The following is a 13,199-nucleotide window of genomic DNA, read 5'->3' as shown; positions in this document are numbered from 1 at the left end:
TGCCGTGTCAGTGGATGCGCATTATAGGGAGTTAATTTTTTCTGGCAAGGGTTTATTTTAAATTAATTACTGACTGGTGAAGTTTCACCCCGATCGGTGTATAAACCTGCACAGTGTGTCTGTTTAGTGGTCATTTACCGGTTTTATTCGCGGAATTAAACACAATAACGACCAATACAGACAGCTTCAGGGAATGCGCAGCGTCTTATTTTGTATGCTGTTCTTTAAATATAACACCGGGTAAAAGCGTCGCCGTAAGAGGGAAAACTCATATTTCCCCTGCCGGTATCAGTGAAAGAGCAATAATGGAGTTTCTGTTATGTCCGTTAATCCGTTACGTCAATACCAGGGATATTCACCACAAACCGGCGCAGACGTTATGATCGATCCCTCCAGCGTTGTGACAGGCAATGTCATTATTGGTGATGATGTCAGTATCTGGCCACTGGTTGTGATACGGGGTGATGTAAATAAGATAGCTATCGGTAAACGCAGTAATATTCAGGATGGCAGTGTTTTGCATGTCAGCCACTGTTCCATAAATAATCCGCAAGGTCACCCACTGATAATTGGCGATGATGTTACTGTCGGACATAAAGCTATGCTACATGGCTGCACTATCGGGAATCGGGTACTGGTCGGAATGGGTTCAATTTTGCTGGATGGTGCATATATAGAAGAAGATGTCATGATCGGGGCAGGGAGTCTGGTTCCGCCAGGCAAACGACTGGCAAGCGGCTACCTGTATCTGGGAAGCCCCGTAAAGCAAATTCGTCGTCTGACAGACGACGAAAAGCAGGGGCTGCTGTATTCCACAGCAAACTACGTTAAATGGAAAAATAACTATCTGTCCGAAGATAACCAGAACCAGCCATAATCATCGTCAGTACCGGCGATTATCCGCGATTCCATATCATCTTCGATGTCCCAGCGATGCTGACGGAACAGTTTAAGTGGCTGACCTTCACCAAATCTATGGCGAAGGTCAGCAGCGGTGATAGCACAGTGAAGCTGCATCCCCTGATATAAAGCAGGAAAACATACGGCCTGTCTGACCTCATCCCACTCTTCACGGTCCGGGAATTGTAATGCCTGATTCATGGCCGTAATGCTTCTTTCACAGCGTCGATCACGGGTTTGATATCGGGCATGACACCGTGCCATAACATAAATGAATGTGCTGCCTGTGCCACCAGCATCCCTATCCCATCAGCACATACCCCCGCCCCTTGCTGTGCCGCAAGGCTCAGAAAAGGAGTATTACCCTGCTGGTAGAACATATCGTAACACTGCGTCGTGCTGCTGAAGACCGTGTCGGGAAGTCGGGGAACTTCGCCCTTTACCCCGCTGGATGTTGCATTAATAATCAGATCATAGCCGTGCTGCAGCGAGTTATGTTCACTGGCAATAATCGTTCCTGCATGACCGTAAGTTTCGACCAGCGTTTCTGCTCTGGAGAGAGTACGGTTAGTTATAGTTATCCTGCAACCGAATGCGAGCAACGGCAGAATCACGCCCCTCGCCGCCCCGCCAGCGCCCACCAGCAGAATATGTGAGTCGGGAGTAATCATCTGCAATCGTTGCAGATCGCTGAGCAAACCTATGCCATCGGTATTATCACCCAGCAGTTTTCCATCAGGCAGTTTCTTTAATGTATTAACCGCTTTTGATAATGCGGCACGTTCTGTCAGTTCGTCCGCCATGGCACAGGCTTCCTGCTTGAAAGGTAAAGTGACATTTGCTCCCTTCCCTCCCTCACTGAAAAAGACACTGGCTGTCGATACAAACTGATCAACAGGTGCACATATCCGTCCGTAGCTATGCGGGACTCCTGTCTGTGCGGCAAACAGCTGATGGATAAAAGGCGATTTACTGTGATTAACCGGATTTCCAAAAACAACAAAATCGTCCATGCGTTACCCCTGCCGGATAAGTTCACCGGTAATAACATTCCGGATTTCTGAAGGATTGTTACGCCCGCCGGTCACATCGTTTAATACAGGAAAATCCGTACCAAACTGTTCCGCCACTTCCCGGATATTCCGGCAGGGTTCCTGACCGGATAAGTTCGCACTGGTAGAAACCAGTGGTTTACCAAAAGCCAGGCATAGCTGCTGCACACCGGGATGGTCACTGACCCTTACAGCCAGTGAATCAAAACGTCCTCTGAGCCAGCCCGGAGCTGTTGAAGGAACCACAAATGTCACCGGCCCCGGCCAGTGAGAAAACATTCGTTCTCGTTGTTCTGTCGTCAGTCGTTCATCACTTATATAAGGAAACAGTTGCTGATAGTTCGCGGCAATAAGGATCAATCCTTTTTCTGCAGGGCGTTTTTTTAACGCCAGCAAAGCCATTACCGCCTGCTCACTGTCCGGATCACATCCCAGACCGAATACTGCTTCGGTCGGGTAGGCGATAACCTCATTGTTATGTAATTGCTCAACACAATATTGCAAAGAATCTGAAACTGAATCAGTCGACATAATGGACGCTATTTTTCCTGGTTATCTTCGGCGACGGGCTTGCCGCACACTTTACTGGCACAAATTAAACGTACGCCTTTAGCTGTCTTCTTTTCTGTTAACAAAGGAAAATGACATGCAGGGCATTCTCCGGCGACCGGCCGGGTATTCACGACAAACTGGCAATCAGGGTAACGGCTACAGGCGTGGAAATATTTACCGTAACGGGAACGACGCTGAACCAGTTCACCCTGCTGGCACTGTGGACAGGAAATTCCGGTATCATCCGGCTGGTCGATAGTTTCGCTATGTGTGCAGTCCGGGTAATGGCTGCAGCAAATAAACATCCCGTAGCGTCCCTGACGCAGCGCTTTATCTGCGCCGCACTCAGGGCAAGGAATGCCTTCAAGAATTTTAATAACGTGACCATCACTCCGCGGTCCCAGAGGACGGATATAATCACATTCAGGATAAGCCGAACATCCGGTAAAAGGGCCGTGCTTACCAGAACGAATCACTAATTCAGCCCCGCAGACGGGGCAATTTTCCTGATGGTGCACAGCAAACAGTGCTGTTTTAGTCATAATTTCACTACACAGAAGATATTATCAGTGGAGAATACTGTCATTAGCATCGAAAAGTAACTCTTCCATTTGCTGATACGCATCTTCACATCCCGGAATATTAAACAATACCATCAGGACCACCCACTTCAGGTCATCAAGTTCAAATTCCCGGGTATCCAGAGCGGTTACCCGCTCAATAACCATTTCACGGGTTTCAAGATTCAGTACCCGGATCTGCTCCAGGAACAGCAAAAATCCGCGACAGTCTGCATCAAGCTTCTGACACTCTTCAGGTGTATAAATACGCATCGACAGCGGATCGCACGCCATCCGGATAGGCTCGACCAGCCCTTCCTGATAATCAGCCAGTTTCTCCAGCCAGCTCAGGGCATTGGCAATATCGTCCTGCTCAAAGCCCGCGTCAGTAAGATCATCCGTCAGCTTCCCCTGGTCAACCTGCGTGTCAGTCCCGGTATGAATATAAGTCTCAAACAAGTACATAAGTACGTCGAACATGGCATGCCCTCCTTAAACGGACATAGCCGCCGGGTACAGCTGCGATCCATCCTGCTAACTCCAGTTCTAATAACGCAGTGGCGATAACTGGCACAGGTTGGCCGGCACGTTCAGCGACGACGTCAACAGGTGTAACCTCATCATCTACGTTAGCCAACACACCAGCAAATGGCAATGGAACAGTGTCATACTCTGATGAATTTATTTGTTCAACCGCAGAAAACAGCAAAGAATGATAACCGGTTTGTAAATCTTCCAGCACATCATTCGGGTGGGTCACCAGTAACGCCCCCTGCTGGATAAGCCAGTGCGTTCCTTCGCTTTCAGGTTTAGCCAGCGCACCGGGCAAGGCATACAGGTTACGGTTTTGTTCTAACGCATAACGGGCCGTAATTAATGATCCACTTTTCAGCACAGCTTCTGTCACCAGCACCCCCAGGCTCAGGCCACTGATTATCCGGTTACGCCGGGGAAAGTTCCCGGGGTGTGGTGCTGCCGTCAGAGGAAATTCAGAAACTATTGCTCCGCCCTGCAGGATGATGTCACGGCTAAGCTGCCAGTGCTGGCGCGGATAGATATTCATTAACCCGCTGCCCAGCACTGCTACCGTTTTCCCGTCGGAGGCTAAAGCAGCACGATGGGCTATGCTGTCAACTCCCAGTGCGAGTCCGCTGGTCAGTGTCAGCCCGCTCAGAGATAAGGCCCGGGAAAAGCATTCAGTCCAGTGCTGACCGTATCTGGTACATTGCCGGCTGCCAACAATTGCCAGCTGAGGTGAAGAAAGTACTGCCGGATCGCCTTCGACAAACAGACACAACGGCCCTCCTGTTGTCTCTGCCAGTAAATGCGGATATCTGGTATCAGAAAAGCACACCAGATGATGATTTTCAGTATCAAGCCATTTTCGGGTCAGTGTAAGCCCGGTTTCACTGACACTAAAAAACTGCTGGCATTGTTGTGGTGTCAGAAGGAGTGACTGCAGAAAAGCTTCAGTTATTACCGGCTGATCTTCAAGCTGATAAATGACTGCCAGCCTGGCTGTATGCTTCAGGCCCCGGACCGCAGCAAGGCGTAACCATTTCTCTGTTCTATCCATCCGGCGATCCCTCTGACAGACGCTTTATCCCTGCGGCAATACTGTCAATCACCTGATGAAACGTCTACAATATAAGGCAGTCAATTAAAATATCATGAATAAATATCCGGAAATTTATGTCAGTCTTACAGGTATTACATTTCCCTGACGAGCGACTCCGTACAGTTGCTGCGCCAGTAAAAGAAGTAAATAAAGATATTCAGCGCATTGTCGACGACATGTTCGAGACTATGTATGCCGAAGAAGGTATCGGTCTGGCTGCAACTCAGGTCGATATCCATCAGCGCATTATTGTGATTGATGTTTCCGAGAACCGGGAGCAACAGCTGGTACTGATAAACCCTGAATTACTGGAAAAAAGTGGCGAAACCGGAATTGAGGAAGGTTGTCTTTCCATTCCTGAACAACGCGCACTGGTACCCAGGGCTGAACGGGTGAAGATCCGTGCCCTGAACCGTGACGGTGAATCCTACGAGCTGGAAACCGATGGCCTGCTGGCAATCTGCATTCAGCATGAAATGGATCATCTGATGGGTAAATTATTTGTCGATTATCTGTCGCCGCTGAAACGTCAGCGTATCCGTCAGAAACTGGAAAAACTTGCCCGGCAAACGTCCAGGGCGTCCTGAAACCCGCATAAGGGGTGATTGTGTCCGATTCGTTAAAAATCATTTTTGCCGGCACACCTGATTTTGCAGCGCGTCATCTTGACGCGCTGTTTGCATCTGAACATCAGATCGTCGGTGTCTTTACTCAGCCAGACCGCCCTGCCGGCCGCGGTAAAAAGTTAGTTGCCAGCCCGGTGAAAGCCCTGGCGGAATCTCATCAGGTTCCCGTTTTCCAGCCAGCGTCCTTACGTCAGCAGGAAAATCAGCAATTAATCGCCGGCCTGGATGCCGACATCATGGTGGTTGTCGCGTATGGCTTGTTATTACCACAGGCGGTTCTCGATATGCCACGTCTGGGATGTATTAATGTTCACGGTTCATTACTGCCGCGCTGGCGTGGTGCTGCGCCTATCCAGCGTGCACTCTGGGCTGGAGATCAGCATACAGGTATAACCATCATGCAGATGGATATCGGCCTGGATACCGGTGACATGTTACTCAGGCTTAATTGCCCGATAACCCCGCAGGATACCAGTGCTTCGCTGTATGATTCGCTGGCACAACTGGGCCCGCAAGGGATGCTGCAAACCCTGCAACAGCTTGCCAACGGAACTGCTGTCGCGGAAAAGCAGGATGATTCCCTGGCAACCTATGCAAGTAAACTCAGTAAAGAAGAAGCCAGACTGGACTGGAATCTGTCCGCCAAACAGCTGGAAAGGTGTATCCGGGCCTTTAATCCCTGGCCGGTGAGTTACTTTATGGTTGATGAACAACCGGTCAAAGTATGGCTGGCCACGGTACTTCCCCATCAGGACGTACAGCCAGGGACAATCGTACAGTCTGACAAACAGGGTATACAAGTCGCCACTGCAGAAGGTGTACTGCAACTGGAAATCCTGCAGCCCGCGGGTAAAAAAGCGATGCCAGCCAAAGATCTGCTTAACTCACGTCAGGAATGGTTCACTTCTGGTACTGTCCTGGCCTGAGGACACGAAACCTGCCGGCAACGCCGGCCCGTTGAAGATATCTCATGAAAAAAACAACAAACCTGCGCAGTCTGGCAGCACGGCTGATTGAGCAGGTGGTCGATAAAGGCCAGTCACTGGGTACCATATTGCCTGCGGCACAAAAGGGGCTCAGTGATAAAGACAGTGCACTGTTACAGGAAATCTGTTTCGGTATCGCCCGGACGCTGCCACAGTTAGATGCCCTGATTGGTAAGCTAATGGAACGGCCAATGACCGGTAAACAACGGACGATACACTACCTGCTGATGGTCGGTATTTATCAGATGCTGTATACCCGTATCCCGCCCCATGCCATCCTCGCAGAAACCGTTGAAGGTGCTGTGGTTCTCAAAAGACAGAGCCTGAAAGGACTGATAAACGGGGTCTTACGTCAGTTTCAGCGCCGTCAGACAGAACTACTGGAAGAATTAACCGGACAAAGTGTCAATCTGCTGCATCCTTCATGGTTAATTAAACGGCTAAAAACCAGCTGGCCAGCACAATGGCAGCAGATTATCGATGCTAACAATCAGCGCCCGCCGATGTGGCTCAGAGTTAACCGCCAGCATCATTCACGTGATCAATGGCTGAAGTTACTGGCTGCGGAAGGAATGACTGGCTTTAGCGACGATTTATCTGTCGATGGCGTCCGGCTGGAAAAACCCGCAGCAGTACATCAGTTACCCGGATTTTCTGCAGGATGGGTGACGGTACAGGACTTATCAGCACAACGTTGTGCGCAATATCTGGCCCCGCAGGATAACGAAGATATCCTCGATCTGTGTGCAGCCCCGGGCGGTAAGACAACGCATATTCTCGAGATAGCGCCGGATGCCAGGGTTTTGGCTGTCGATGTTGATGAACAACGTTTGAGCCGCGTCACTGAAAATCTTGCACGGCTGCAAATGCAAGCCGAAGTAAAACAGGGGGACGGAAGAACCCCGGCAGACTGGTGCGGTGAACGTCAATTTGACCGTATTTTACTGGATGCCCCCTGCTCTGCTACCGGTGTTATTCGCCGTCACCCGGATATAAAGTGGCTGCGCCGCGACAGTGATATTGATGAGCTGGCGACATTACAGGCGCAAATACTGGACGCTGTATGGCCACACCTGAAAGCCGGCGGAACACTGGTTTATGCAACCTGCTCCGTACTGCCGCAGGAAAACCATTTACAGATAGCTGCCTTTCTGCAACGCCATCCTGAAGCACAGCCTGTTTCACTGCCGGGTGGTGATATTAATGGTTTACAGGTGTTCCCACAGCAGGATGGCGGTGATGGTTTTTTCTACGCTAAACTGATCAAAACCGCATAACCCATAAGAGTGAAACGACGATGAAAATTATTATCCTTGGCGCCGGGCAGGTCGGCGGAACACTGGCAGAAAATCTGGTGGGGGAAAATAACGATATCACTGTTGTGGATACTGACCCGGGAAGACTGCGCCAGCTGCAGGATAAATTCGATTTACGTGTAGTCACTGGCCAGGCATCCCATCCCAGGGTCTTACGGGAGGCAGGGGCTGAAGATGCAGATATGCTGGTTGCCGTAACCAGTTCAGATGAAACCAATATGGTCGCCTGCCAGATAGCGTATTCATTATTTAATACTCCCAACCGGATCGCGCGGATCCGGGCGGCGGAATATCTGCGTGATAATGATAAATTATTTATCCCTGAGGCGATCCCTATTGATCATCTTATTTCTCCTGAGCAATTGGTGATCGATAGCATATACCGCCTGATCCAATATCCGGGCGCACTGCAGGTGGTTAACTTCGCTGAAGGCAAAGTCAGCCTTGCGGTAGTCAAAGCCTATTACGGCGGACCACTGATTGGCAATCCGCTATCAGTGATGCGGGAACATATGCCACATATCGAAAGCCGGGTTGCTGCTATTTTTCGCCAGGATCGGCCTATCCGTCCTCAGGGTTCAACTATCATTGAAGCGGGTGATGAAGTGTTCTTCATTACGGCCAATCAGCATATCCGTGCAGTGATGAGTGAAATGCAGCGGCTGGAAAAACCTTATAAACGGATCATGCTGGTCGGTGGCGGTAATATCGGCTTCGGGCTGGCACAGCAACTGGAAAAACAATACAGCGTTAAGCTGATTGAACGAAATGCTGAACGTGCGGCAGAACTGGCTGAACTGCTGAATGATACTATCGTCTTCTATGGTGATGCATCGGACCAGGAGTTACTCGCAGAAGAACATATCGATCAGATCGATCTGTTTATTGCGGTCACCAATGATGATGAAGCTAATATCATGTCCGCCATGCTGGCTAAAAAAATGGGTGCCAAAAAAGCCATGGTTCTGATCCAGCGACGTGCTTACGTCGACCTGGTGCAGGGAAGCGTCATTGATATTGCGATTTCTCCGCAACAAGCCACTATCTCTGCACTGCTCGGGCATGTCCGGAAAGCAGATATTGTCGGCGTTTCTTCCCTGCGGCGTGGTATTGCTGAAGCCATCGAAGCTATCGCACATGGTGATGAAACTACCTCACGGGTCGTTGGCCGTATGATCAGTGAGATAAAATTGCCACCGGCGACCATTATCGGCGCCGTAGTCCGTGGTGAGGAAGTAATGATAGCGAATGATAATGTCCGTATCGAACAAGGTGACCATGTCATTATGTTCCTGACTGACAAAAAATTTGTGCCTGATGTCGAGAAACTATTCCAGCCGAGTCCGTTTTTTCTCTAACCAGAATATCAGCCAGCAGCCGCCAGCTGCTGGCCGTATCTTCGGGGATGCAGATAACCAGGATACGGATGTGATGTCACCGCAAGGAAGCCCGGCCAGCAACACGTCAGATCATCAAGCTGCGTAAAAGAGTTTTATGGCAAATATGGAAAAATAAGCACTAATTAACTAATATCATAGTTAACGTAAACAGAACTACTTAGTTTTAGATCAGGGGATAATATGAGTTTTTTCAAAGAATTTCGCGATTTTGCCATGCGTGGAAATGTTGTTGACCTTGCTGTCGGTGTCATCATCGGTGCAGCCTTCGGTAAAATTGTCTCTTCACTGGTCGCGAATATTATTATGCCGCCATTGGGGCTGCTGATTGGCGGAGTCGATTTCAGTCAATTCAAGTGGGTACTGAAAGCCGCCGATGGTACGACGCCAGCGGTTGTCATGGGATATGGTGTTTTTCTGCAATCTGTTTTTGATTTTGTGATTGTTGCGTTTGCGATTTTTATCGCGATAAAAATGATGAACAAACTGTATAAAAAAGCAGAACCTGCAGCAAAAGGACCGAGTGCTGAACAAGTCTTGCTGACAGAAATCCGTGATTTATTAAAAGAAAAAAAATAATTACCGGCTAAAAGTAAGCCGTTATATCAATGATATAGCGGCTTTTTTTTATTAAAAAAAAGAGAGTAATGAAAAATATTTTTTTCATTACTCTCTCCGCACTGACGGTTATCCCTAGTTTTACGCCGGTAACTTCCTTTTCCTTTTTTATTGTTCTCTCTTCTCTGCCTGAACAGAGGATCATAAAGCAATGCCTGCAGTGCATTATCAGCAATAACACCTTTGCGATGTCGATAGGTACTCATATCTTTTCCTTTATTCAGTTTTGCCCTTTAAATTCCGGATAATAGTATCGCCATAGTGACGATCATAAAGAAATTCTGTGCTCAGACCTGCCTGATGTAGTTTCAACTCCAGCAGACGCAGCTGTTTATGATATTCAGCGGCCTGATGATCATCAGGATCCAGGTGTTGCAAAAGATCTGCCAGTTCAAGAGCTTCGCGCCTTGCTTCCAGCTCAGGAGGCAGATAACCCGAATTCTTTAATAACCGGTAAGCGGTACGTAATTCCTGAGGAATCTGGCTGTCATCATCAAGCTGAAGTGGTTTACCTTCGCCGCTAAGCCCGGAAAGCTCCCCCTTATTCAGTGCTGCCTGAATATGCCGTTCCGCCAGTTGGTCAATCAGCCACATGAAACATCTCCCGTGTCGTCTCTGATATCACAGTTTTGCACTTCACTTTTGTTCAGACAATAAAAAACCCGCCGTAGCGGGTCTTTTAATTTCTGCAAATTACTCTGCAGTTGCTTCTGCCTGAACTTCCGGACGATCAATCAGCTCGATGTATGCCATCGGAGCGTTGTCTCCAGCGCGGAAGCCACACTTCAGAATACGAGTGTAACCACCTGCACGGCTCGCGAAACGCGGGCCCAGTTCATTAAACAGTTTTGCAACGATCTCGTTATCACGAGTACGTGCGAATGCCAGACGACGATTAGCTACGTTGTCGGTCTTGGCAAGAGTAATCAGCGGCTCAACTACACGACGCAGCTCTTTGGCTTTCGGCAGAGTCGTCTTGATGATCTCATGACGAACCAATGAACCAGCCATGTTACGGAACATAGCCTGGCGATGGCTGCTGTTACGGTTCAGTTGACGACCACTCTTACGATGGCGCATGACCTTATCCTTCTCAGTGAAACCTTAACCTGTGATCCGGTTACTCATCAGCAATGCTTGCCGGTGGCCAGTTTTCCAGGCGCATGCCCAGTGACAGTCCACGCGAAGCCAGCACGTCTTTGATCTCGGTAAGAGATTTTTTCCCAAGGTTAGGCGTCTTAAGAAGCTCAACCTCAGTACGTTGTACCAGATCACCGATGTAGTGGATAGCTTCTGCCTTAAGGCAGTTAGCAGAGCGGACAGTCAATTCCAGATCGTCAACAGGGCGCAGCAAGATCGGATCGAATTCTGGTTTCTCTTCTTTAACTTCTGGCTGACGTACATCACGTAAGTCAACAAAAGCGTCCAGTTGTTCTGCCAGGATGGTTGCCGCACGACGAATCGCCTCTTCAGGATCGATTGTGCCGTTGGTTTCCATTTCGATGACCAGCTTGTCCAGGTCGGTACGTTGCTCAACACGAGCTGCTTCAACATTGTAGGCAATACGATCTACAGGGCTGTAGCAAGCATCGACTAATAAACGACCAATCGGGCGCTCATCTTCTTCCGAATGAATTCGGGCAGAAGCCGGCACATAACCACGACCACGCTGAATTTTGATACGCATACTAACAGAAGCGTTTTCATCAGTCAGGTGGCAAATTACATGCTGTGGCTTGACGATTTCGACATCACCATCATGGGTGATATCGGCTGCAGTCACAGGGCCAATGCCAGATTTATTCAGGGTCAGAATGACTTCATCTTTACCCTGAACTCTCACCGCCAGCCCTTTCAGGTTGAGCAGGATTTCCAGGATATCTTCCTGTACTCCCTCTTTGGTGCTGTACTCATGAAGTACACCATCAATTTCAACCTCGGTCACCGCGCAACCCGGCATGGAAGAAAGCAGAATACGGCGCAGTGCATTACCCAGAGTATGGCCAAAGCCACGCTCTAAAGGCTCAAGGGTCACCTTGGCGTGCGTCGAACTCACTTGCTCGATATCTACCAGGCGCGGTTTTAGAAACTCTGTCACAGAACCCTGCATTGTGTCCTCTCTTTGGTACTCAAGCTTTATTTAGAGTAAAGCTCGATGATCAGGTGCTCGTTAATGTCCGCAGACAGATCTGTACGTTCAGGCTGACGCTTGAACACACCTTCCATCTTCGCTGCATCAACTTCAAGCCAGGTTGGCTTTTCACGCTGTTCAGCCAGCTCCAGAGCGGCTTTCACGCGAGATTGCTTTTTGGCTTTCTCACGGATGCTGACAACATCATTCGGAGAAACCTGATAAGAAGCGATGTTAACAACGCGGCCATTTACCATAACAGCTTTATGGCTAACCAGCTGACGTGCTTCAGCACGAGTGGCACCAAAGCCCATACGATAAACTACGTTATCCAGACGGCCTTCCAGCAGAACCAGCAGGTTTTCACCTGTGTTGCCTTTCAGACGAGCTGCTTCTTTATAATAGTTACGGAATTGACGCTCCAGAACACCGTAGATACGACGAACTTTCTGCTTCTCACGTAACTGACCGCCGTAATCAGACAGACGCGGTTTACGCGCACCATGCTGACCAGGGGCTTGTTCAATCTTACACTTGGTATCGATCGCGCGAACACCAGACTTAAGGAATAAGTCAGTGCCCTCACGACGGCTCAGCTTGAGCTTAGGACCCAAATATCTTGCCATTTTCTTTCTCCAACTTACCTAAAAAACGGGGCGTTATACGCGACGTTTTTTCGGCGGACGACAACCGTTGTGAGGGATCGGAGTCACATCAGTAATATTAGTGATGCGGAAACCAGCGGCGTTCAGAGCACGAATAGTTGATTCGCGACCCGGACCCGGACCCTTAACCATAACTTCCAGATTCTTAATACCGTAATCTTTCACAGCTTCTGCGCAGCGCTCTGCAGCAACCTGAGCAGCGAACGGCGTAGATTTACGAGAACCACGGAAACCGGAACCACCGGCAGTTGCCCAACCCAGTGCGTTACCCTGACGATCAGTAATGGTAACGATGGTGTTGTTAAAAGACGCATGGACATGAGCCACGCCATCTGAGACTTGTTTTCTTACACGCTTACGTGCACGAACTGGTGCCTTTGCCATTATTTACCCACCCCGATTATTTCTTGATCGGTTTGCGCGGACCCTTACGGGTACGTGCATTGGTCTTGGTACGCTGACCGCGAACCGGAAGACCACGACGATGACGCAAACCACGGTAGCAACCAAGGTCCATAAGACGCTTGATGCTCAGGGTAACTTCACGACGCAGATCACCTTCAACAACGAATTTGCCAACTGCTTCACGCAGTTGTTCAATCTGTTCTTCAGACAGCTCACTGATCTTAACATCTTCAGCAATACCCGTAGAGGCACAAATCGCCTTAGAACGGGTTTTACCGATACCGAAGATCGCAGTTAATGCGATAACGGTGTGTTTATGATCAGGAATGTTAATGCCTGCTATACGGGCCACTATGCACTCCTATTACTTATT

The 13,199-nt window shown here is 49.1% G+C and carries 19 protein-coding genes; 6 read left to right on the top strand and 13 right to left on the bottom strand.

The features are described from left to right. Positions 1 to 319 precede the first annotated feature (319 nt). On the top strand, positions 320 to 877 hold the full coding sequence (locus tag JK198_RS15675; RefSeq protein ID WP_212710966.1) for a gamma carbonic anhydrase family protein: 558 nt from the start codon (positions 320 to 322) through the stop codon (positions 875 to 877). Here JK198_RS15675 and JK198_RS15670 read toward each other — a convergent pair. The 6 genes from JK198_RS15670 to dprA are packed head-to-tail and all read right to left on the bottom strand — an operon-like array spanning position 844 to position 4,640. Next, positions 844 to 1,101, bottom strand: a complete 258-nt coding sequence (locus JK198_RS15670) for a DUF1488 domain-containing protein (RefSeq protein ID WP_212709493.1) — start codon at positions 1,099 to 1,101, stop codon at positions 844 to 846. The genes JK198_RS15675 and JK198_RS15670 overlap by 34 nt on opposite strands. Continuing rightward, complete coding sequence (aroE, locus tag JK198_RS15665; protein ID WP_212710965.1) at positions 1,098 to 1,913, bottom strand: shikimate dehydrogenase; 816 nt, start codon at positions 1,911 to 1,913, stop codon at positions 1,098 to 1,100. The genes JK198_RS15670 and aroE overlap by 4 nt, the downstream gene beginning before the upstream one ends. Before the next feature lie 3 nt (positions 1,914 to 1,916). After that, positions 1,917 to 2,483, bottom strand: coding sequence for an L-threonylcarbamoyladenylate synthase type 1 TsaC (gene tsaC / locus JK198_RS15660; RefSeq protein WP_212710964.1), 567 nt, complete (start codon positions 2,481 to 2,483; stop codon positions 1,917 to 1,919). Between the two features lie 8 nt (positions 2,484 to 2,491). Beyond that, on the bottom strand, positions 2,492 to 3,046 hold the full coding sequence (locus JK198_RS15655; RefSeq protein WP_212709490.1) for a type I DNA topoisomerase: 555 nt from the start codon (positions 3,044 to 3,046) through the stop codon (positions 2,492 to 2,494). A gap of 24 nt (positions 3,047 to 3,070) precedes the next feature. Next, entirely contained in the window at positions 3,071 to 3,544 is a 474-nt protein-coding gene (gene smg, locus JK198_RS15650; RefSeq protein WP_212710963.1) for a DUF494 family protein Smg, read from the bottom strand. After that, positions 3,516 to 4,640, bottom strand: coding sequence for a DNA-protecting protein DprA (dprA, locus tag JK198_RS15645; RefSeq protein ID WP_212709488.1), 1,125 nt, complete (start codon positions 4,638 to 4,640; stop codon positions 3,516 to 3,518). Before dprA ends, smg begins: the two co-directional genes overlap by 29 nt. Before the next feature lie 116 nt (positions 4,641 to 4,756). On the opposite strand from dprA, the gene def reads away from it, so the two are divergent. The 5 genes from def to mscL all read left to right on the top strand — a co-directional run bounded on the left by def (position 4,757) and on the right by mscL (position 9,586). Beyond that, on the top strand, positions 4,757 to 5,269 hold the full coding sequence (gene def, locus JK198_RS15640) for a peptide deformylase (protein WP_212709487.1): 513 nt from the start codon (positions 4,757 to 4,759) through the stop codon (positions 5,267 to 5,269). Positions 5,270 to 5,289: 20 nt separating this feature from the next. Continuing rightward, positions 5,290 to 6,234 carry a methionyl-tRNA formyltransferase gene (fmt, locus tag JK198_RS15635; protein WP_212709486.1) on the top strand — a complete coding sequence of 315 codons (945 nt, stop codon included), beginning with the start codon at positions 5,290 to 5,292 and terminating at the stop codon, positions 6,232 to 6,234. A gap of 44 nt (positions 6,235 to 6,278) precedes the next feature. Next, positions 6,279 to 7,571 carry a 16S rRNA (cytosine(967)-C(5))-methyltransferase RsmB gene (gene rsmB, locus JK198_RS15630; protein ID WP_212710962.1) on the top strand — a complete coding sequence of 431 codons (1,293 nt, stop codon included), beginning with the start codon at positions 6,279 to 6,281 and terminating at the stop codon, positions 7,569 to 7,571. Positions 7,572 to 7,591: 20 nt separating this feature from the next. Continuing rightward, on the top strand, positions 7,592 to 8,968 hold the full coding sequence (gene trkA, locus JK198_RS15625; RefSeq protein ID WP_212710961.1) for a Trk system potassium transporter TrkA: 1,377 nt from the start codon (positions 7,592 to 7,594) through the stop codon (positions 8,966 to 8,968). Between the two features lie 222 nt (positions 8,969 to 9,190). After that, positions 9,191 to 9,586, top strand: a complete 396-nt coding sequence (gene mscL, locus JK198_RS15620) for a large-conductance mechanosensitive channel protein MscL (protein ID WP_212709483.1) — start codon at positions 9,191 to 9,193, stop codon at positions 9,584 to 9,586. Between the two features lie 26 nt (positions 9,587 to 9,612). On the opposite strand, the gene JK198_RS15615 is transcribed toward mscL, so the two are convergent. The 7 genes from JK198_RS15615 to rpsM form a co-directional block, all read right to left on the bottom strand. Beyond that, positions 9,613 to 9,831, bottom strand: a complete 219-nt coding sequence (locus tag JK198_RS15615; protein ID WP_212709482.1) for a ribosome alternative rescue factor ArfA — start codon at positions 9,829 to 9,831, stop codon at positions 9,613 to 9,615. 10 nt (positions 9,832 to 9,841) lie between these two features. Continuing rightward, positions 9,842 to 10,219, bottom strand: coding sequence for a DnaJ family domain-containing protein (locus JK198_RS15610; RefSeq protein ID WP_212709481.1), 378 nt, complete (start codon positions 10,217 to 10,219; stop codon positions 9,842 to 9,844). Positions 10,220 to 10,318: 99 nt separating this feature from the next. Continuing rightward, the gene (gene rplQ / locus JK198_RS15605; protein WP_038016637.1) at positions 10,319 to 10,705 is read right to left on the bottom strand and encodes a 50S ribosomal protein L17; all 387 of its coding nucleotides are present in this window, start codon (positions 10,703 to 10,705) and stop codon (positions 10,319 to 10,321) included. 40 nt (positions 10,706 to 10,745) lie between these two features. Then, positions 10,746 to 11,735 (bottom strand): DNA-directed RNA polymerase subunit alpha, encoded by a 990-nt coding sequence (gene rpoA / locus JK198_RS15600; protein WP_038016634.1) that lies wholly within the window; start codon positions 11,733 to 11,735, stop codon positions 10,746 to 10,748. Between the two features lie 26 nt (positions 11,736 to 11,761). Continuing rightward, positions 11,762 to 12,382: a 30S ribosomal protein S4 gene (gene rpsD, locus JK198_RS15595; RefSeq protein WP_212709480.1), complete on the bottom strand. Its 621-nt coding sequence runs from the start codon at positions 12,380 to 12,382 to the stop codon at positions 11,762 to 11,764. Between the two features lie 33 nt (positions 12,383 to 12,415). Beyond that, a complete protein-coding gene (gene rpsK / locus JK198_RS15590) occupies positions 12,416 to 12,805 on the bottom strand; it encodes a 30S ribosomal protein S11 (protein WP_004160563.1) in 390 nt (129 codons plus the stop codon). A 16-nt stretch (positions 12,806 to 12,821) separates the two neighbouring features. After that, positions 12,822 to 13,178, bottom strand: a complete 357-nt coding sequence (gene rpsM, locus JK198_RS15585) for a 30S ribosomal protein S13 (protein WP_038016625.1) — start codon at positions 13,176 to 13,178, stop codon at positions 12,822 to 12,824. Between the last annotated feature and the right edge of the window lie 21 nt (positions 13,179 to 13,199).

Origin of the sequence: Tatumella sp. JGM91, assembly GCF_018257575.1 — a bacterium.
Lineage (GTDB): Bacteria > Pseudomonadota > Gammaproteobacteria > Enterobacterales > Enterobacteriaceae > Tatumella > Tatumella punctata.
The sequence above is the reverse complement of the archived record's forward strand: the minus strand, read 5'-3'. Positions and strand labels throughout refer to the sequence as shown.

Coding starts and splice junctions, on each gene's coding strand:
- JK198_RS15675 (WP_212710966.1), top strand. CDS start 320: ATGTCCGTTAATCCGTTACGTCAATACCAGGGATATTCACCACAAACC.
- JK198_RS15670 (WP_212709493.1), bottom strand. CDS start 1,101: ATGAATCAGGCATTACAATTCCCGGACCGTGAAGAGTGGGATGAGGTC.
- aroE (WP_212710965.1), bottom strand. CDS start 1,913: ATGGACGATTTTGTTGTTTTTGGAAATCCGGTTAATCACAGTAAATCG.
- tsaC (WP_212710964.1), bottom strand. CDS start 2,483: ATGTCGACTGATTCAGTTTCAGATTCTTTGCAATATTGTGTTGAGCAA.
- JK198_RS15655 (WP_212709490.1), bottom strand. CDS start 3,046: ATGACTAAAACAGCACTGTTTGCTGTGCACCATCAGGAAAATTGCCCC.
- smg (WP_212710963.1), bottom strand. CDS start 3,544: ATGTTCGACGTACTTATGTACTTGTTTGAGACTTATATTCATACCGGG.
- dprA (WP_212709488.1), bottom strand. CDS start 4,640: ATGGATAGAACAGAGAAATGGTTACGCCTTGCTGCGGTCCGGGGCCTG.
- def (WP_212709487.1), top strand. CDS start 4,757: ATGTCAGTCTTACAGGTATTACATTTCCCTGACGAGCGACTCCGTACA.
- rsmB (WP_212710962.1), top strand. CDS start 6,279: ATGAAAAAAACAACAAACCTGCGCAGTCTGGCAGCACGGCTGATTGAG.
- trkA (WP_212710961.1), top strand. CDS start 7,592: ATGAAAATTATTATCCTTGGCGCCGGGCAGGTCGGCGGAACACTGGCA.
- mscL (WP_212709483.1), top strand. CDS start 9,191: ATGAGTTTTTTCAAAGAATTTCGCGATTTTGCCATGCGTGGAAATGTT.
- JK198_RS15615 (WP_212709482.1), bottom strand. CDS start 9,831: ATGAGTACCTATCGACATCGCAAAGGTGTTATTGCTGATAATGCACTG.
- JK198_RS15610 (WP_212709481.1), bottom strand. CDS start 10,219: ATGTGGCTGATTGACCAACTGGCGGAACGGCATATTCAGGCAGCACTG.
- rplQ (WP_038016637.1), bottom strand. CDS start 10,705: ATGCGCCATCGTAAGAGTGGTCGTCAACTGAACCGTAACAGCAGCCAT.
- rpoA (WP_038016634.1), bottom strand. CDS start 11,735: ATGCAGGGTTCTGTGACAGAGTTTCTAAAACCGCGCCTGGTAGATATC.
- rpsD (WP_212709480.1), bottom strand. CDS start 12,382: ATGGCAAGATATTTGGGTCCTAAGCTCAAGCTGAGCCGTCGTGAGGGC.
- rpsK (WP_004160563.1), bottom strand. CDS start 12,805: ATGGCAAAGGCACCAGTTCGTGCACGTAAGCGTGTAAGAAAACAAGTC.